Annotated in this window: 19 protein-coding genes; 12 read left to right on the top strand and 7 right to left on the bottom strand. The window is 44.4% G+C overall.

What is annotated here, in order from left to right; genetic code table 11:
* The 4 genes from U0033_RS19065 (at nt 1) to U0033_RS19050 (ending at nt 3,782) form a co-directional block, all read left to right on the top strand.
* Nucleotides 1-921, top strand: a complete 921-nt coding sequence (locus U0033_RS19065) for a DUF5777 family beta-barrel protein (protein WP_072364288.1) — start codon at nt 1-3, stop codon at nt 919-921.
* Nucleotides 922-1,060: 139 nt separating this feature from the next.
* Entirely contained in the window at nt 1,061-1,387 is a 327-nt protein-coding gene (locus U0033_RS19060) for a DUF4157 domain-containing protein (RefSeq protein WP_072364287.1), read from the top strand.
* 119 nt (nt 1,388-1,506) lie between these two features.
* Complete coding sequence (gene apaG / locus U0033_RS19055; protein ID WP_072364286.1) at nt 1,507-1,893, top strand: Co2+/Mg2+ efflux protein ApaG; 387 nt, start codon at nt 1,507-1,509, stop codon at nt 1,891-1,893.
* A gap of 143 nt (nt 1,894-2,036) precedes the next feature.
* Nucleotides 2,037-3,782: a c-type cytochrome gene (locus U0033_RS19050; RefSeq protein ID WP_072364325.1), complete on the top strand. Its 1,746-nt coding sequence runs from the start codon at nt 2,037-2,039 to the stop codon at nt 3,780-3,782.
* Nucleotides 3,783-3,799: 17 nt separating this feature from the next.
* On the opposite strand, the gene U0033_RS19045 is transcribed toward U0033_RS19050, so the two are convergent.
* Both U0033_RS19045 and gldB read right to left on the bottom strand, forming a co-directional pair.
* Complete coding sequence (locus U0033_RS19045; RefSeq protein WP_083571767.1) at nt 3,800-4,102, bottom strand: helix-turn-helix domain-containing protein; 303 nt, start codon at nt 4,100-4,102, stop codon at nt 3,800-3,802.
* Nucleotides 4,103-4,523: 421 nt separating this feature from the next.
* Nucleotides 4,524-5,573 (bottom strand): gliding motility lipoprotein GldB, encoded by a 1,050-nt coding sequence (gldB, locus tag U0033_RS19040; protein WP_072364285.1) that lies wholly within the window; start codon nt 5,571-5,573, stop codon nt 4,524-4,526.
* 67 nt (nt 5,574-5,640) lie between these two features.
* On the opposite strand from gldB, the gene U0033_RS19035 reads away from it, so the two are divergent.
* The 5 genes from U0033_RS19035 to U0033_RS19015 all read left to right on the top strand — a co-directional run bounded on the left by U0033_RS19035 (nt 5,641) and on the right by U0033_RS19015 (nt 11,270).
* Complete coding sequence (locus U0033_RS19035; RefSeq protein WP_072364284.1) at nt 5,641-6,324, top strand: porin family protein; 684 nt, start codon at nt 5,641-5,643, stop codon at nt 6,322-6,324.
* A gap of 113 nt (nt 6,325-6,437) precedes the next feature.
* A complete protein-coding gene (locus tag U0033_RS19030) occupies nt 6,438-8,102 on the top strand; it encodes an NAD+ synthase (RefSeq protein WP_072364283.1) in 1,665 nt (554 codons plus the stop codon).
* A gap of 111 nt (nt 8,103-8,213) precedes the next feature.
* Nucleotides 8,214-9,485, top strand: coding sequence for a serine--tRNA ligase (serS, locus tag U0033_RS19025; RefSeq protein ID WP_072364282.1), 1,272 nt, complete (start codon nt 8,214-8,216; stop codon nt 9,483-9,485).
* A 164-nt stretch (nt 9,486-9,649) separates the two neighbouring features.
* On the top strand, nt 9,650-10,192 hold the full coding sequence (locus tag U0033_RS19020) for a GNAT family N-acetyltransferase (RefSeq protein WP_072364281.1): 543 nt from the start codon (nt 9,650-9,652) through the stop codon (nt 10,190-10,192).
* A gap of 4 nt (nt 10,193-10,196) precedes the next feature.
* A complete protein-coding gene (locus U0033_RS19015) occupies nt 10,197-11,270 on the top strand; it encodes a HesA/MoeB/ThiF family protein (protein ID WP_072364280.1) in 1,074 nt (357 codons plus the stop codon).
* A 149-nt stretch (nt 11,271-11,419) separates the two neighbouring features.
* On the opposite strand, the gene U0033_RS19010 is transcribed toward U0033_RS19015, so the two are convergent.
* The 3 genes from U0033_RS19010 to U0033_RS19000 all read right to left on the bottom strand — a co-directional run bounded on the left by U0033_RS19010 (nt 11,420) and on the right by U0033_RS19000 (nt 13,965).
* A complete protein-coding gene (locus U0033_RS19010; RefSeq protein WP_072364279.1) occupies nt 11,420-12,553 on the bottom strand; it encodes a PepSY-associated TM helix domain-containing protein in 1,134 nt (377 codons plus the stop codon).
* A gap of 80 nt (nt 12,554-12,633) precedes the next feature.
* The gene (gene moaA / locus U0033_RS19005) at nt 12,634-13,599 is read right to left on the bottom strand and encodes a GTP 3',8-cyclase MoaA (RefSeq protein ID WP_072364278.1); all 966 of its coding nucleotides are present in this window, start codon (nt 13,597-13,599) and stop codon (nt 12,634-12,636) included.
* 3 nt (nt 13,600-13,602) lie between these two features.
* A complete protein-coding gene (locus tag U0033_RS19000) occupies nt 13,603-13,965 on the bottom strand; it encodes a DUF7009 family protein (RefSeq protein ID WP_072364277.1) in 363 nt (120 codons plus the stop codon).
* On the opposite strand from U0033_RS19000, the gene U0033_RS18995 reads away from it, so the two are divergent.
* Together U0033_RS18995 and U0033_RS18990 are read left to right on the top strand one after the other, a co-directional pair.
* On the top strand, nt 13,964-14,236 hold the full coding sequence (locus U0033_RS18995; RefSeq protein ID WP_072364276.1) for a MoaD/ThiS family protein: 273 nt from the start codon (nt 13,964-13,966) through the stop codon (nt 14,234-14,236). The genes U0033_RS19000 and U0033_RS18995 overlap by 2 nt on opposite strands.
* On the top strand, nt 14,233-14,664 hold the full coding sequence (locus U0033_RS18990; protein WP_322518457.1) for a molybdenum cofactor biosynthesis protein MoaE: 432 nt from the start codon (nt 14,233-14,235) through the stop codon (nt 14,662-14,664). Before U0033_RS18995 ends, U0033_RS18990 begins: the two co-directional genes overlap by 4 nt.
* Here U0033_RS18990 and U0033_RS18985 read toward each other — a convergent pair.
* Complete coding sequence (locus tag U0033_RS18985; protein ID WP_072364275.1) at nt 14,639-15,217, bottom strand: NTP transferase domain-containing protein; 579 nt, start codon at nt 15,215-15,217, stop codon at nt 14,639-14,641. The two genes, U0033_RS18990 and U0033_RS18985, sit on opposite strands and share 26 nt — an antisense overlap.
* Nucleotides 15,217-15,699, bottom strand: a complete 483-nt coding sequence (gene moaC / locus U0033_RS18980) for a cyclic pyranopterin monophosphate synthase MoaC (RefSeq protein ID WP_072364274.1) — start codon at nt 15,697-15,699, stop codon at nt 15,217-15,219. The genes U0033_RS18985 and moaC overlap by 1 nt, the downstream gene beginning before the upstream one ends.
* A gap of 40 nt (nt 15,700-15,739) precedes the next feature.
* Between moaC and U0033_RS18975 the strand changes: the two genes are divergently transcribed.
* Nucleotides 15,740-16,945 (top strand): molybdopterin molybdotransferase MoeA, encoded by a 1,206-nt coding sequence (locus tag U0033_RS18975; RefSeq protein WP_083571766.1) that lies wholly within the window; start codon nt 15,740-15,742, stop codon nt 16,943-16,945.
* Nucleotides 16,946-16,952: the final 7 nt, after the last annotated feature.

The following is a 16,952-nucleotide window of genomic DNA, read 5'->3' as shown; positions in this document are numbered from 1 at the left end:
ATGAAGCAAATATATCTGTTATTGCTGGGCTGTGGCTGCAGCCTGAGCGCTTTTGCGCAGGATGATCTGGCCAACATGTTTCAGGATAGTATTAGGAAGCATGAACCTGTTATTGCAACATTCAAATCGACCCGTATCATTCAGGGCAATTCAATAGAAACTCTTAAAAAGCATGAACTGGATTTTCGTGTAGATCACCGCTTTGGTGATATCGGCGGTGAATTCGGTGGTGGTAAAACAGCGTTTGGGTTAGACAACTCTTCCGATATCCGTATCGCATTTGAATATGGGGTAAGCGATCGCCTGATGCTGGGTTTATCCCGCTCAAAAGGGTCTGGCGGTCTTACCCAGCTATATGAAGCCCTGGCCAAGTACCAGCTGATCACACAGACAACTGATGATCATATACCCATTACTGTTACACTCTTTGGCAATACCGTAGCCAGCGGTGCAACATCCAGCACCGTAAAATCTGATGCTGCCTATTTTGATAAATTCAGTGATCGCGTATCTTATACCGGACAGGTGATCATTGGCCGGAAATTCAATCGCAGCCTGTCATTGGCACTCTTACCTACATTGGTTCACCGCAACCGGGTAACGTATATGGACGAAAATGACGTCTTCGCAATTGGCGGCGGCGGCCGTTTGAAATTCAGCAACCGCATGGCATTACTGGTGGAATACTTCTACCCCTTCCGCAGTCAGCAAACGAAAGATTATTTCAAGAAACAAGGTCGTGAATTGTACAACCCACTGTCAGTAGGATTGGAGATCGAGACCGGTGGACACGTATTCCATATCAACTTTACCAACTCAACTGCTATACTGGAAAATCAGTTCATTCCTGAAACCACCACTTCCTGGTTACAAGGTCAGTTTAGATGGGGATTCAATATCTCCAGGAGATTTTCATTGTAGAAAATTAGCTAACTATTGGATACAAAATGCTTTTGCTCATGGCAAAAGCATTTTGTATTTATTAAGGTGATACCTTGACTGCGCATGATTTTTGCCGCTGCGACGGATATAAAAAATTGATTCGTATTTTTATAATGTAATGGAAAAACTTGTCTGCCATATCAAAGAGAGGTCATTCATAGCCCATCTGGCTGCCCGCCGGATGAAAAGCACATCCATTGCCATGGTAATTGGAAAAACCATTCATCTCCATGGCGTAACCCGTAAGGAATTTTTGCGCCAGCCATGGTGGGTGCGCCACGAAGTGTGTCATATTATGCAATACCAGGAGCTGGGCCTGATCCCCTTTCTCTGGCGTTACCTCTGGGAATGTAAAAAAGTAGGGTACTACGCAAACCGTTTTGAGGTAGCAGCCCGGGCCGCGGAGAACAATACAAGTATTACGAGCAGGGTGGTATTTAGTTAAGTGCTTGATAGGCAAATATTTAAGTAATTTACAAGAAAGTGTTAAAGTCTGAGCCCGCATTAAATTTTTAACAACACTGGATATATTTTGCTTATTTTTACGTGAAACGGAGGTGTTCTATGGTAAAAAAAGTAACAGACGGAATCACCATCAGCGTGGAAACATTTTATCAACCGGATTATTCTAATCCGATTGGTAGTGAATTTATGTTCGCCTACCGTATTACTATCGAAAACAATAATACCTTTCCCATAAAGTTATTGCGCCGTCACTGGTACATCATTGACTCTAACGGTACACACCGTGAAGTAGAAGGAGAAGGCGTAGTTGGTGTACAACCACTACTGGCCCCCACCGAAAGCTATCAGTACGTATCAGGTTCCAACCTGCGTACAGAGATCGGAAAAATGTATGGTACCTACCAGATGGAAAATCAACTTAACAAAAAACTGTTCGAGGTTAAAATCCCGGAGTTTCAAATGATTGTGCCCTTTAAGCTAAATTGATTTACTGAATATACAGGTCTTATTGGCTATGGCAGGCAACTGCCTGATGGCTATTTTGCTGAAAATAGGTTTCATCTTTTTTGGATGAATCTCTCTTTTTCATGAATGTTATTTTCGCACAGGTCTACCAAAATCAAGATTCCATGTCTCGTTCCCTTCTCCTGCTATTGCTGGCATTTTCCCATTGTAAATCTTCTGTTGTACATCCTCCTGCTTTACCCATACCCGATCCTGATAACGGAGGTCTGCTCTTACCAGATAGTTTTGCTGCAGTAACAGTGACGCAAGGTATAGGACCGGCTCGTCACCTGGCAGTAAATGGAAATGGGGATATCTATGTGAAACTAGCCTACAATGAACAACTGGAAGGGCGTGGAGGCACGGTAGTCCTTAGGGATAAAAACGGAGATGGCAAAGCAGATGTCGTGGCTTATTTTGGTGACTACGAGGATGAAGGAGGGTTACCCGCAGGCATGAATATCTACAAAGGGTATCTGTATTTCTCGACCGTTAAATATGTATTACGTACTAAACTTAGCCCTGGTCAGTTAATACCAGATGCCCCAACAGATACCATCATCACCGATACAGATACTGCCCTCTTTAAACACTGGCATAGCGCAAAACCTTTGGCCTTCGATCATGATGGCCATATTTATGTTCCATTTGGTGCACCTACAGATGCTGCACAGGATATAAACACTGCAGGTCCTGCCGGAATGCCCGGTGGCAAAGGCCTTGATCCCGCACCTGACCTACAGAAACATGGCGGTATCTGGCAATTTGATGCCGACAAAAAAGGGCAGACACAGGATGATGGCGAATTGTATGCTACAGGCATTCGTAGTGCCCTGGGCCTGGCCTGGAGTCCGCTGGACCATACATTATATGTTGCCATGAATGGTATGGATAACTTCCATAACCGCTACCCGAATCTATTCTCCGCCTGGCAGGCAGCAGTACTACCTTCTGAACCATTGCTGAAAGTAACACCACATTCCAATTTTGGTTGGCCCTATGCTTATTATGATCATATGCAGGGCAAAAACATCCTGTCGCCCGCTTATGGTGGCGATGGAAAGATCACGGCCAGAGCTGATAGTTTTGATGTACCCCTCATGGGCTTTCCCGGCCACTGGGCACCAATGGATCTCTTATTCTACGAAGGCAATCAGTTTCCTGAAAGATATAAGAATGGCTGCTTCGTGGCTTTTCACGGCTCTACAGACAGAGCGCCTTATCCACAGGCTGGTTACATCGTATGTTTTGTTCCTTTTGAAAAAGGCAAGCCCACTGGTAAGTGGGAAGTATTCGCAGATGGCTTCACCGGCACAGATACCGTATTCAATACCAGCGATGCCCGCTATCGCCCCATGGGCCTGGCTACTGGCCCGGATGGCTCCCTGTACATAGCAGAATCTAACAAAGGAAGAATATGGAGAGTGATGTATATAGGCGATAAACAAACCTTCAATACGGGGCAACTCACGGCGATGGAAGCACGAAAATCACGTACTTATATCAAGACACCAGATCCCCTACTGGATATGGTAGGCAAAGCCAGTGAAATGCATGGCTGGATGCTATACAATTCTTATTGCGCTACCTGTCACCAACGGGATGGAAAAGGAGATAATAACCGCTACCCAGCATTAGCAGGCTCTCCTTATCTTGCAGGTACCAGGGAACAATTGATCAGCATCGTACTGAATGGATTAAAAGGAAAGATTGTTGTGAATGGAAAAACCTTCGATGGTGTGATGCCGGCACATGGTGCATTCCTGGATGATCAGGCAGTAGCATCTATAGTGGCATATATCAAGGATAGGTTCAATCATGAAGAAACAACCGTCACTGCCGAAATGGTAAAACAGCTAAGAGGTAAATAACGGCGGCTTGAATGAATTTATTCAGAAGCAGACTTCGTGATAACGGTAAAACCTTCCGCAAAGAATTCCTGCGGTGTCATTTCAAGCCCATCAATGATCTTCAGGAGGGTGCTTAGACGGATATCATCAAACTTTCCTGATTCGTACCTTGACATTCCAACACGGGAGATGTCAATATCATAAGCAAATGTCTCGTAAGACCTGAATCCACGGTCTTTTCTTAAAAATTTTATGCGTTTTCCTAATTCTTCGAGGAAAATATCGTGATCAAAATGACCAAGCACCGCCTTCTTTTTAGGCTCCTTCTTTTCTTTACCCATATTGCAATTAACAAACTAAGTTTATTACAATCAACTTAATAATATAAGTAGTATTGTGATGTGTATATTATATTGTACTATTTTCGGAAATAGTCCTTATATTTGTGTCGTAATCGTTGGAAACACAAGCAAATAATTATAAAGCAAAGAGATAGGGCATTACGTTTCGTGACATTTGGGGTTAACTGATATGCTACAGGTACTGAAATTTTTATTCCAGTACTCTTTTTTCAAGACGAGAGCGGAGCTGGGATTGGGCAAAAGGATATTTTCCAATGCGTAATAGCTTTTAGCCGAAAGGCTGAATCTGCCCAATCCGGTATTTATTGTTTACGTTGAGCATATATATGCGGTGGGCTGATTTCTCAGCACCACCGCTTTTGTTGAAAGAGAGGCTTGCATTCCCTCTTTCATGAATGCTTTATTTCGGTCTGTATTTGGATTGCTGGAAAATGGTCATCGCATCTTTGTTATCCATCAGTTGTTGCAAAGTCACTTCCGGATGTGATTTCATGTAAGCCTGCACAATTCTCCAACCCACAAAAGAACCAATTCTTCCCGGTGAACCCTCCGGCATGCCCTGGGTAGATGGCCCGTCATTCATAAAGTGCATATTGTTTTGCCAATCAGATTTATACAACAGATCCTGCTGTACAAAATACTGCCAGATCATTTGCTCATTCTCAAAACACCATTTCACCTGCTCACCGGTATAACCAAGTCTCAGACTGTCATCGGTATAAGGCATCACCTGTTCCATAAAATACTGGTGCTTGCCAGCATCCACCAATTGAATCACCAGCTTATCGCCAGGCTGACCACCAGGATATAATTCCTGTGCCAGCACCTGTATACAGTTAGGTACCAGGTATTCAGGAGAAAACTTTCTTACCATATACCCAGGATAATCCGGCAACATCGCGTAAATCGGGAAATCCGCTCCCAGGTACATATCCAACCCGATACCTAAAGTAGAATCTACAGTCACAGCGCCATAATTGCTGATCATAGAACTAAAAGTTACAACTTTGGTAGGTGGCTGGAATTTTGGGAAATAGTATTTAATGAACTTAAAGCTTTGCGCCAGTTCCTCTTCAATATTTTTTACATCCTTAAAATGGACATTGATAGAATCCTGCAAAAGACGAAAATCCTTATTTCCAACAAGCATTTTAGTCTGCAGCAACACCAGGTTACCTGTATCTGAATAAGGTCCGAAATTCATAATATGCTCAATAAAACTAGGCAGGAAACTAGGATATTGCTGATCCAGTTTTTGTAAAGCAGGGATGATGTTGGCTGTATCCAACTTGTCCAGCGCCCGATCAAAACGGTCAATATGTACACTGATAGCAATTTTACTTACATCTGGTACGTTTTTATGTGTACATGCGGTCAGGCAGGACAATAAGAATATATAGAGCCATATCTGCTGACAAATACCGGTTAATTTATTAGTCTTATTTTGCATACTTCTACTAAACTACTGAGCAGTAAAAATATTATATACCTTCTATTAAAAAAAAGATAAAATTATCATGAGAAAGGCATTTTTGGTGATCCTGCTTTTAAATATTGCATTGATAAGCAACGCACAACGTGGTTATTATGTAAAGGAGCACCGGGTAAGGCTGGGTTTTCGGCTGGATCCAACAGTATCATTGCTGGTACCACAGGAATCCGGAGTAGATAGAAATGCAGGTAGATTCGGGATCAGTTTTGGGGTAATGGCCGATTTTCTGCTGGATGAAGAAGGGCATTATGCCTTTGCTACCGGGTTACAAATCACCACTGCAGGTAGCAAACTGAAATACGATGCAGGGAAAGGCCTGGACGAATACAAGGCAAATCCGGCTGAATATAATATCAAGGCGACTTATGTAGAAGTGCCTTTGGCATTGAAACTCAAGGCAGAAACGGCGCCAGGAGTAAATATCTTTGGTCAGTTCGGTACTTATTTGGGTTTCCCGGTAAGAGGTCGTGCCGATGTTGTAAGCCTGACACAGACTTATAACAAGGTGAATGTACTGAGAGATTCACAGCCTGTGAATATTGGTTTACTAATAGGGGCAGGTGTAGAATATCCATTGGGAGAGAGTTTGACAGGTGTGGTGGGACTAGATTACAGGAATGGCTTTATAGATGTGACAAGGAACGCAAAGTGGAATGATGGAAAGGTAAATATGAATAGTATTGCCCTGAAATTGGGTCTTTTCTTTTAATATTCTTTAGGCTGGCCACAGGCCAAAACACCAAAAAAATCGTTGTTGCCAAAGGCGACAGCGATTTTTTAATTTAAAATCAGGAAATTTGTGTCAGTCCAACGCTATTACAGATGAAAATTATTCTGGCTCAACAAAACTATCACATAGGCAATTTCGAATGGAATACCCAGCAGATACTGAATGGGATCAAGGAAGCGGAAGCGCAGGGCGCAGACCTCGTAGTCTTTTCTGAACTGTGTGTCAGTGGCTACCCTCCCAGAGACTTCCTGGAATTCGAAGACTTCATTCAACAATGCTATGCTGCCATCGACAAAATAAAGGCACATACTCAAAATATAGCCGTACTGGTAGGTGGCCCCTGCCGTAACCCGGCATCCGAAGGCAAAGACCTCTTCAACGCAGCCTGGTTTCTATACGAAGGTGAGGTAAAGCAGATCATTCACAAAACCCTGCTCCCTACCTACGACGTATTCGACGAATACCGCTACTTCGAACCCTCCTTCTCCTGGAACGTCATTCCGTTCAAAGGCAAAAAACTGGCTGTCACCATCTGCGAAGATATCTGGAACCTGGGAGACAACCCGCTTTACCGTATCTGTCCCATGGATCAGCTCATGGAGCAACAACCGGATGTAATGATCAATCTCTCTGCATCTCCTTTTGATTACGATCACGACGAAGACCGCAAAGAGATCATCCGCGCCAATGTACGCAAGTACAAATTGCCTATGTTCTACTGTAACACAGTCGGTTCCCAGACGGAGATTGTATTCGATGGCGGCTCTCTCATCTTCGATGCACAGGGCAATATTGTAAAGGAATTCCCTTACTTCACTGAAGCCATCGATGGTCTGGAGCTGGAGCCTTTGCAAAATGCAGCCAACCCTGTTCCTGCAAAACCCTACCATCCTGTTACAGAATTATTGTTTAACCATAACATAGATCGCATTCACCAGGCTATCTTACTGGGCATCAAGGATTACTTCCGTAAAATGGGCTTCAAAAAAGCCATCCTGGGTTCTTCAGGTGGTATAGATAGCGCAGTAGTTTTGGCCCTGGCCGTAGAAGCACTGGGCAAGGAAAATGTGCGTGCGATCCTGATGCCTTCCCCTTATTCAACAGAACATTCCGTAGATGATGCCGTGGCCTTATCTAAAAACTTAGATAATCCCTACGACATCATTCGCATCAATGATATTTACGAAACCTTCCTGCAAACCCTGCAACCTTATTTCCAGGGCCTGCCATTCAACGTAGCAGAAGAAAACACTCAATCCCGTATCCGGGGAAATCTGCTGATGGGATTGTCCAATAAATTCGGTTACATTCTCCTGAATACCTCCAACAAGAGTGAGTTATCCACAGGATATGGTACCCTGTATGGTGATATGGCCGGTGGCCTCTCTGTATTGGGAGATGTGTACAAAATGCAGGTATATGCGTTGGCAAGGTACATCAACCGCAATGGTGAGATCATTCCCCAGAACATCATTGACAAGGCCCCTTCTGCAGAATTACGTCCTAATCAAAAGGATAGTGATAGCCTGCCGGATTATGCGGTGCTGGACAAAATACTTTACCAATATATAGAACGCAGACAAGGCCCCAAAGAGATTATCGCTCAGGGATTTGATGCTGCGCTGGTAGCCCGTACGCTCAAAATGGTGAATAATAATGAATATAAAAGGAATCAATTCTGCCCTATTATCAGGGTATCGTCGAAGGCATTTGGTGTAGGTAGAAGGGTTCCAATTGTAGGAAAATACTTAAGTTAATTTAAAAAGCAGGCCGCAGGCCCCGCAATACTTAAAAAACCTCTTCTGCTAAAGGCGGAAGAGGTTTTTTAACGCTTTCTCTTATCTTTGGCAAAATTAATTGATCGTAAAATGTTACAAGTTCCGTTCATTCGTCAAAACAAAGAACTGGTACTGGAACGTCTGGCTTTGAAAAACTTCAAAGAAATCCAGATCGTTGAGGAAGTACTGGCACTGGATGACAAGCGCAAAAAGCTGACGCTGGAATATGATGAGACCCAAGCCCAGGTAAACTCCGCTTCAAAAGAAATCGGTAAGCTCATGGCTCAGGGTCAGAAAGATACTGCTGATCTGCGCAAATCGGAAGTAGCATCATTAAAAGAGAAATTACAACCTATCAATGAGGAGCTGATAGCCACTGAAAAGCTGCTGCACGATACATTGGTACAACTCCCTAACCTCCCTGCTGCCATCGTTCCTCCCGGCAAAACCCCGGAAGAGAACCTGGAAACAGGCAAAGGCGGAACTATTCCTACTCTTTATGAAGGAGCTGTTCCTCACTGGGATCTGGTTAAAAAATACGACCTCATCGACTTCGAACTCGGTAATAAGATCACCGGTAGCGGTTTCCCTGTTTACAAAAACAAAGGTGCCCGCTTACAACGTGCTATGATCCAGTACTTCCTGGATTTTAATATCAGCAAGGGCTACACCGAATACCAGGTGCCTCACATGGTAAACGAAGCTTCTGCCTATGGCACTGGTCAGTTACCAGACAAAGAAGGTCAGATGTACCACATCGGCGAAGATGGTTTCTATATGATCCCAACTGCCGAAGTACCACTTACCAACATCTATCGCGATGAGATCCTGAAAGATACAGACCTGCCTGTACGCATGACAGGGTATACGCCTTGTTTCCGTCGTGAAGCCGGCTCCTATGGTAAAGATGTACGTGGCCTGAACCGCCTGCATCAGTTTGACAAAGTAGAACTGGTACAGCTTGTTCACCCTGACAAATCTTACGAAGTGCTGGATGAAATGGTAGCACATGTAGAAGAGCTGATTCAGTCTCTGAACCTGCCTTACCGCATCTTGCGCCTGTGTGGTGGGGATATGAGCTTTACCTCTGCCCTCACATACGATTTCGAAGTATACAGCACTGCACAGCAGAAATGGCTGGAAGTAAGCTCTGTATCTAACTTCGAATCTTATCAGACTAACCGCGCTAAGATCCGATTCAAAGATGGTGCTGGCAAACCTCAGCTGGTGCACTCTCTGAATGGTAGCTCCCTGGCCCTGCCACGTATCCTGGCCTGCATCCTGGAAAACAACCAGACAGCAGAAGGTATTGTGATTCCGGAAGTGCTGAGACCGTATTTCGGCAGCGACAAAATCGCATAATTAAAGGTATCATTATAAGGAAAAGGCTATTTCAGAAATGGGATAGCCTTTTTATTTAAAGAAATGCCCCCCTTTTTCATGACAAGATCTTTTATTCCCCCATTTCATCACCACCTCAAATTCCTTGCGATCCAGCCCTATTTCTTATTACATTTGTGTCTAATATGCAGCATTTTCTCCCCAATGGTCAAATCCTGGAACTCCGCCAGGCCGTACTGGACGATGCTCCGGTACTCCTATCCTATTTCCGCCAGTTAATGAGCGAAACAGACTTCCTCCTTTATACCCGCGAAGAAGCTGCCTCCTGGACGGTGGAAGAAGAAAGAGAATTCATCCATTCTTTTTCTAAAGATGCAAACGACCTGTTGCTATTAGCTTTCGCAGGCCATCAACCCATCGGCACCCTTTCTATTCGCCAGAACACCTTCTCGAAAGAAGCACACATCGGCAACCTGGGTATTGGTGTCCTCCACAGTTACTGGAACATGGGCATCGGCAGGAGAATGATGACGGCTGCCACCCGCTGGGCAGAACAACATCCACAATTAGAAATCATTCAGCTGGGGGTACTCGCTAATAATGAAAGAGCAATCCAGTTATACCGTAACTTTGGCTATATGGAATATGGTCGTATGCAAAAAGGCATCCGCCAGCCAGATGGATCTTATGTAGATAATATCCTGATGTCGAAACGAGTAAAGCCATAGTAACATGAGGTATGACAGACAATTGAAACTGGAAGGATTTGGTCCTGCCAAACAAGAATTATTACATAACGCAGCTATATTAGTGATCGGCGCAGGTGGATTGGGAGTGCCCGTATTACAATACCTAACGGCAATGGGCGTAGGTAAAATCGGAATTGTAGAACACGATACAATTTCCATCACCAACCTGCAAAGACAGGTCTTATACCACACCGCAGAACAGGGCCAATCCAAGCTTTTCTCCGCTATCAAACGATTACAGCAACTCAATCCTGAAGTACAATTCATGCCGCACGATACCTGGCTTTCGCCGGAGAATGCCCTGGATATTTTTACTCCATACGATGTCATCGTTGATTGTTCTGACAACTTCGGTACCCGCTACCTGGTAAACGATGCCTGTGTGCTGCTGAACAAACCATTTGTATACGGCGCGATTCATAAATACGAAGGACAGGTAAGTGTATTCAACTATAAAGGGAGCGCAACATATCGCTGTCTGTTCCCCGAACCACCAGCACCCGGTACGATGCAGAATTGCAGCGATATTGGCGTATTAGGTGTACTGCCAGGGATCATTGGTACCTATCAGGCAAATGAAGTGGTGAAGATCATTTGTGGGATCGGAGAACCATTAGCCAATCAGTTACTGACCATCGATACATTGAATAATATTCACCAGGTATTTCAGTTCAAACCAGTAAGACAACCGATTAGTCAACTCATGGAAGAATACGATATCCCCTGCGATACAGGTGGCGTAAAACCACTCAGCGTACAGGAATTACATCAGTGGTTAGAAGCAGGAAAAGAAGTGCAGTTAATCGATGTAAGAGAACCCGATGAATGGGAGATTTGTAAACTGCCACAGGCCATCTTTATTCCAATGCGTATGGTAGGTGGTATGCTTCCGCAACTGAGGAAAGATATACCTACCGCAGTATTATGCCATCATGGTATGAGAAGTATGATGATTGCCCAGCAACTGGATGCGGCCGGTTTTCCAAAAGTATATAATGTAACAGGTGGTATACATGCCTGGGCTTATGATATAGACGAGCAGATGAACACTTACTGATAAAAGTACTTTTAATGCATTGAGAATTGCGTAGACAAAACACGCTGCATCACGGATCCGGTTTTTTTATTTTTAATAAAACCTCCTTTTTCTGAAAATGATTTTCATGCCCGTTGGAGAATGCGATTTTTCATGAATGCTTCATTTAATTAGGCTGTAGTTGCTTTTGGGCTTGAGTGTTTTTTTGCAACAGGTTTTTTCTGCTTCTTCCCCCACCAGATCAGGAATCCCGTTACCGGCAGTGATGCGGCAATGAGCGCGCATATAAAAGCCAATATCTTCGTTGGCCAGCCAAGCAATCCTCCTGTATGAATCGGGTAAACCAATCTTCTCGCCTGTGTACCTTTTGTATCATTGGCAAATAATTTATCGCCTACAAAAGCACCACTGCCTGACTGAAAATACAGTACATCTACAATATGCGTGGTGATCCTGTCAGTATTCTCTTTTCCTACAGAGATCGCCTGCTCTTTCTTTTCAGGAAAACGGATATTTACTATACCATTGTATGTTAGTCGCTGGTTGGTTGCTGCTACTATTTTATCCAACCAGGCAATCTCATTTCCCTTTACAGGCTTGCTTTCCGGTACTTCTACCTTTGCCTGCGGCTTACCATCAAATGCATAGAACAGCAGGTTATTCACCCACTTATAACTCCATATCAAACCTGTGAGTGCAGTAATGAAAATAACTACGTGAATATAGAAACCAAACACCGCATGCAGATCCCAGTTCAGTCTTTTGAAACTTGCATTCCACTTTACTTTCATCCGCTGCTTACGGGTATTCTTTTTCGGCCACCAGAGAATTAATCCGCTGATGATGATAAGGGCAAACATGCTACAGGAAATACCTGTAATCATCTTACCCGTTTCACCCATACAAAGGTACCTGTGCAGGTTCTTCACCACCACAAAGAACCGTTTATCCTGGTCTGCAGTATGCGTGATTTTCCCGGTATAAGGATCTGTTACCACCATCAGCAATTGCCCTTTTGCCTTTCCCTTTTTCAGGTAAAAGGTAACGGTGCTGTTGGCCACAGGCTGTATTTCAATATTATTCGGTTTGTAATCTGGGTATTGATCGTGTACGATCGCTGCCAAAGCATCCAGCGACATTCTTTCGGCTCCTACCGGTGCATTAACACTAAAAAGAGAAGGTTGAAACAGGTGTTCCAGTTCATCTTCAAACACCAACAGGCTGCCACTCAGTGCAACCACAATAACCACCAGACCAGAGGAAAGGCCTAGCCAGAGATGTAACCATCCAATTAATCGCTTCATTATCAAATTGATCCGATATCAGACCTTACACAAGGTACGTCAGGAAAAGAAAAGGGGAAGCTCGGATTGGAAATTTATATTTATCCGCCTATGACAGACATACTATCCCAGTGCTGGTTCTGGCGTTCTGCTGCAAAACCATCTATTGCCCTATTCCCAAGGGCATGGCGGATCTCGTTCATAATAAAAGCATTGTTGGCCCCATTACGCAGCAGATCCCTTACATTTAATACATCCCCACCATAGAGGCAGGTTTTCAATCCTCCTGTGGGAGTAATGCGGAGACGGTTGCAGGTACCACAAAATGTTCTGCTATAGGCGGGGATGACGCCTACCTGCCCCTGATGACCAGGAATCTGGTAGGTTATACTGGTAGCCTGTGGTGCATCCGGCAATTTCTCCAGAGGAAAAAACTCCTGTAAGGTGTCAAGAATACGCAGGTAATTCCATTGATTACCTGAAAAACTATGCCCTTGCCCGTTAAAAGGCATTTCTTCAATAAACCGTACAGATATGGGCGTATGTTTGGTCAGCGCTGCAAAGGCAGGCAGCTCGTCCGTATTCACCCCAGCCATGATCACCACATTCAGTTTTACCTGCATATCATGTTCCAGCAGGCTATGCAAAGTCTGCATCACAGCGGGAAACTGATCTCTCCTCGTGATCTCCAGGAAACGGTCTCTGTGCAGGGTATCCAGGCTCAGGTTGATTTTTTGGATGCCTAAGGCTTTTAACTGGGGAATAAAAGATTGTGTTAATACCCCATTGGTAGTGATAGAAATATCAGGAATGAACTCTTTCAACGCTGCCAGCAATGGCATCAGGTCTTTCCGAAGAAAAGGCTCACCGCCCGTAATCCGTAATTTATTAATCCCAGCAGCTGCCAGCGGTTTTAAAAGTGTGAGAATTTCCTCATTGGTGAGCAGTTCCTTTCGCTGCAGAAACTGCATCTGTTCCGGCATGCAATAGGTACAGCGCAGGTTACAGCGATCAGTCACTGCCAGCCTGATATAATTAATAATACGATTATGTGCGTCTGTCAACATATATTAGCAACTCTGCGCAGGATTATTGAAAGCCTGGCTTTCGTCCTCATCTCTTTCGGTCAGACATTTAAAATCTTTTTCTATCAGCAGGTGTAATACAGAGCCATCGGCATTGGGCAGCTCATGCTTAAAGCCTACCTGTTCAGTGCTGGTCCATGTAGAAACCTGATCCGCAGGCAAAAATAATTGTACTTTATTCGCATTCATTACAATGGAAGGTTCCCCTGCCTTTGCGTGTATAGAAAAATGCAGGGTGCCGGCGCCAATCCTCGTAATTTCTTCTACCTGCTGCTGTTCCTGCAAGCTGGCAATATCAGTTTTATCCAACCTGTAGCGGATACTGTTCCCGCGAATTCTTATTTTCATGTATGTAAATTACTACATTATCGTAGCTTTATCTACAACTATGCGTGTGTTATTATTTGGTATTGCAAAAGATATTGCCGGAGCGGCAACTATCACCACTACTGCGGTTGCTGATGTAGCAGCACTGAAAGAATGGCTGTATGAACAATACCCCGCCTTGCGGGAACTACGCTCGCTGATGATAGCGGTGAATAAAGTGTATGCAAATGATGAGCAAGCATTACTGCCCGGTGATGAGATTGCTGTAATACCTCCCGTAAGTGGCGGATGAAAAATGTAAATATGAACTTCCTGGTAAAGATCGCAGCTGATATCAATGTGCAACAGGCACTGGACTTTGTGGAATCACCGGATTGTGGTGGTGTAGTACTCTTTGTGGGTAATGTGCGCAATGAAACACAGGGGAAAAAAGTAGTCAGGTTATTTTTCGAATGCTATGAACCAATGGCGATTGCCGAAATGGAGAAAATAGCCCGTCATACCATTTCAGCATTAGGTATCAAACGAATCGCTATTCTACACATCACCGGAGAAAAATTGCCTGGCGAAACAGTGGTTGTCATTGCTGCCGCCGCACCCCACAGAGGCGTGGCTTTTGAAGCCTGTGAATACGCTATCGATACATTAAAACAAACAGTGCCTATCTGGAAAAAAGAATTCTTCGAAGATGGTGCTATCTGGGTAGCTGCGCATCCATAATCGTTTTGATCGCTTCTTCTCTTTCCGCAGGAGTATTGGCATTAAACTGTTCTATTGCAAACGGATTTTCTATTAATGCGATATCCGCTTTCAGCAATGTTTTGCGGGGGCATCCTCTTTCAAGATCCAATCTTTTCAATCCCGCTGGTTCCCATATTGTCATCAATGGTTCAGGTGATTGTTTAAATGAACTGATAAAAGCTGTGGCTTCTCTGGCCCTATCCCGTGAAGCAATTAATAACTCAAGACTTTGTGCACTGATCAAAGGCAGATCGCAGGCCAGCACTAACCATGCTCTCTCCGGGAATGCTTTATACGCACTCAATATCCCTGTTGCAGGACCTGCATCCCCCACACTATCAATAATTACTTCTAACGCTGTCTCCAATTCCTGGTCTTCCCGGCAGGAGAGGTATACTTTCTCTGTGAGTGGTGCCAGTAACTGCGCCAGGTATTGCCATTGAGGCAACCCGTGATAATCCAGCTGACTCTTGTCCTGCTGCATGCGCAGGCTTCGCCCGCCACATAATATCAATCCATACAAAGCTGACATCAGAAATCCCGTTTACCGCCTGTTTTACTGATTAATTTAGTTTGCCTGATCTCCATATCATGAGAAAAAGCCTTGCACATATCATAAATGGTCAAAGCTGCAATGCTGGCACCTGTCAATGCTTCCATCTCTACTCCCGTTCTGCCGGTAGTCTTGATCGTACACCTTACTACTGCTTCTTCCCCCTCCAGTTGAATATCTACTTTACAACCTTCCAATAATAAGGTATGACAAAGCGGAATAAGATCTGGCGTTTTTTTTGCAGCCATAATACCTGCCAGGATCGCTGTCTGAAACACTGCTCCTTTTGCCGTTTGAATATCCGAACCACTGAATTGTTGCCGGATTACCTCAGGCAAATAGACCCTGCTTTCTGCCACCGCAATTCTTTCCGTCACCATTTTGCCGCTTACATCTACCATCGTTGGTTGATCAGCTGTATTTAGGTGGGAAAAACCTTGTTTACTTGAATCATTGCTCATAATAGAATAAATTTACAAAGAAAGCTGTTAACATATGCTAATGGATGTCATAGCTGCCTATGCTGCCGTCATGGGGATAGCCAGAGACTTCGGGATGGAGCAGGTGCCATTTACTTCCGCTACCGGAAGGGTCCTGCGCGAACCCGTATTATCCGATCGTGACTTTCCTCCCTATGATCGCGTTGCGATGGATGGGATTGCCATTAATTTTGAGGCCTACGCCAAAGGTCAGACTGTATTTGGTGTAGAAGACATGCAAGCCGCAGGTATGCCGCGTAAGCAACTCGGAAGCATGGCCGATTGTCTGGAAGTGATGACCGGCGCGATTTTGCCGGAACTGACAGATACCGTTATTCAATATGAACATCTTGAAGTCTCGGAGCATGATGGCTTCCGTCGCTTTACTATCAAAGCTGGGGTAGCACAGGGGCAACACATTCACCGCCAGGGCACCGATGCTGCTGCTGGTCAGGTATTGATCGCTGCAGGTACACGTATTTCTGCTGCGGAAACAGGGGTACTGGCTGCTGTAGGCAAAACAATGGTTAGCGTAAGCCGCCTCCCCAAAGTGGCCATCATCACTACCGGCGATGAACTGGTACCTGTATCAGAAACACCGGATATTCACCAGGTACGTACTTCCAACTCTTATACACTTGCTGCTGCATTGCAGACTGAACTGGGCATTCATGCTTCGTATTACCATGTCAATGATGATTTAACAGCAATACAACAATTATTAAGATCGTTATCAGATCACGACGTATTAATTTGCACAGGAGCCGTTTCGGCAGGTAAATACGATTACCTGCCACAGGTATTGGAAGAGATGGGTATGCAGCAGGTATTTCATAAAGTACAACAGCGCCCGGGTAAACCTTTCCTGTTTGGGTATTTTGAAAATGGTCCGGTCATATTTGCTTTACCAGGTAACCCGGTATCCGGGTTCATGTGTTGTTATCGTTACGTAATACCCTGGCTCAAAGCCTCCTTACAAATTACAGCAGCACCTGAGCCATATGCTGTTCTGGGAACAGATGTACATTTCAAACCGCCATTAACCTATTTCATGCCAGTGCGTTTGCACCCTGTAGCCAGCGGCCAGCTCATCGCTTTGCCACCACCCTACCACGGTTCCGGAGATCTGGCAGCTTTATTGCAGGCAGATGGATTCGTGGAATTGCCATCAGAAAAAGAGATTTTTGAGAAAGGTAGTAGTTATCCTGTGTGGAGATTCAGATCCTGATCTAAAA

The organism is Chitinophaga sancti, assembly GCF_034424315.1.
GTDB classification, from domain to species: domain Bacteria; phylum Bacteroidota; class Bacteroidia; order Chitinophagales; family Chitinophagaceae; genus Chitinophaga; species Chitinophaga sancti.
The sequence above is the reverse complement of the archived record's forward strand: the minus strand, read 5'-3'. Positions and strand labels throughout refer to the sequence as shown.

Excerpts from the sequence above, each read along its gene's own strand:
- U0033_RS19065 (WP_072364288.1), top strand. The coding sequence starts at position 1 with ATGAAGCAAATATATCTGTTATTGCTGGGCTGTGGCTGCAGCCTGAGC.
- U0033_RS19060 (WP_072364287.1), top strand. The coding sequence starts at position 1,061 with ATGGAAAAACTTGTCTGCCATATCAAAGAGAGGTCATTCATAGCCCAT.
- apaG (WP_072364286.1), top strand. The coding sequence starts at position 1,507 with ATGGTAAAAAAAGTAACAGACGGAATCACCATCAGCGTGGAAACATTT.
- U0033_RS19050 (WP_072364325.1), top strand. The coding sequence starts at position 2,037 with ATGTCTCGTTCCCTTCTCCTGCTATTGCTGGCATTTTCCCATTGTAAA.
- U0033_RS19045 (WP_083571767.1), bottom strand. The coding sequence starts at position 4,102 with ATGGGTAAAGAAAAGAAGGAGCCTAAAAAGAAGGCGGTGCTTGGTCAT.
- gldB (WP_072364285.1), bottom strand. The coding sequence starts at position 5,573 with ATGCAAAATAAGACTAATAAATTAACCGGTATTTGTCAGCAGATATGG.
- U0033_RS19035 (WP_072364284.1), top strand. The coding sequence starts at position 5,641 with ATGAGAAAGGCATTTTTGGTGATCCTGCTTTTAAATATTGCATTGATA.
- U0033_RS19030 (WP_072364283.1), top strand. The coding sequence starts at position 6,438 with ATGAAAATTATTCTGGCTCAACAAAACTATCACATAGGCAATTTCGAA.
- serS (WP_072364282.1), top strand. The coding sequence starts at position 8,214 with ATGTTACAAGTTCCGTTCATTCGTCAAAACAAAGAACTGGTACTGGAA.
- U0033_RS19020 (WP_072364281.1), top strand. The coding sequence starts at position 9,650 with ATGCAGCATTTTCTCCCCAATGGTCAAATCCTGGAACTCCGCCAGGCC.
- U0033_RS19015 (WP_072364280.1), top strand. The coding sequence starts at position 10,197 with ATGAGGTATGACAGACAATTGAAACTGGAAGGATTTGGTCCTGCCAAA.
- U0033_RS19010 (WP_072364279.1), bottom strand. The coding sequence starts at position 12,553 with ATGAAGCGATTAATTGGATGGTTACATCTCTGGCTAGGCCTTTCCTCT.
- moaA (WP_072364278.1), bottom strand. The coding sequence starts at position 13,599 with ATGTTGACAGACGCACATAATCGTATTATTAATTATATCAGGCTGGCA.
- U0033_RS18995 (WP_072364276.1), top strand. The coding sequence starts at position 13,964 with ATGTATGTAAATTACTACATTATCGTAGCTTTATCTACAACTATGCGT.
- U0033_RS19000 (WP_072364277.1), bottom strand. The coding sequence starts at position 13,965 with ATGAAAATAAGAATTCGCGGGAACAGTATCCGCTACAGGTTGGATAAA.
- U0033_RS18990 (WP_322518457.1), top strand. The coding sequence starts at position 14,233 with ATGAAAAATGTAAATATGAACTTCCTGGTAAAGATCGCAGCTGATATC.
- U0033_RS18985 (WP_072364275.1), bottom strand. The coding sequence starts at position 15,217 with ATGTCAGCTTTGTATGGATTGATATTATGTGGCGGGCGAAGCCTGCGC.
- moaC (WP_072364274.1), bottom strand. The coding sequence starts at position 15,699 with ATGAGCAATGATTCAAGTAAACAAGGTTTTTCCCACCTAAATACAGCT.
- U0033_RS18975 (WP_083571766.1), top strand. The coding sequence starts at position 15,740 with ATGGATGTCATAGCTGCCTATGCTGCCGTCATGGGGATAGCCAGAGAC.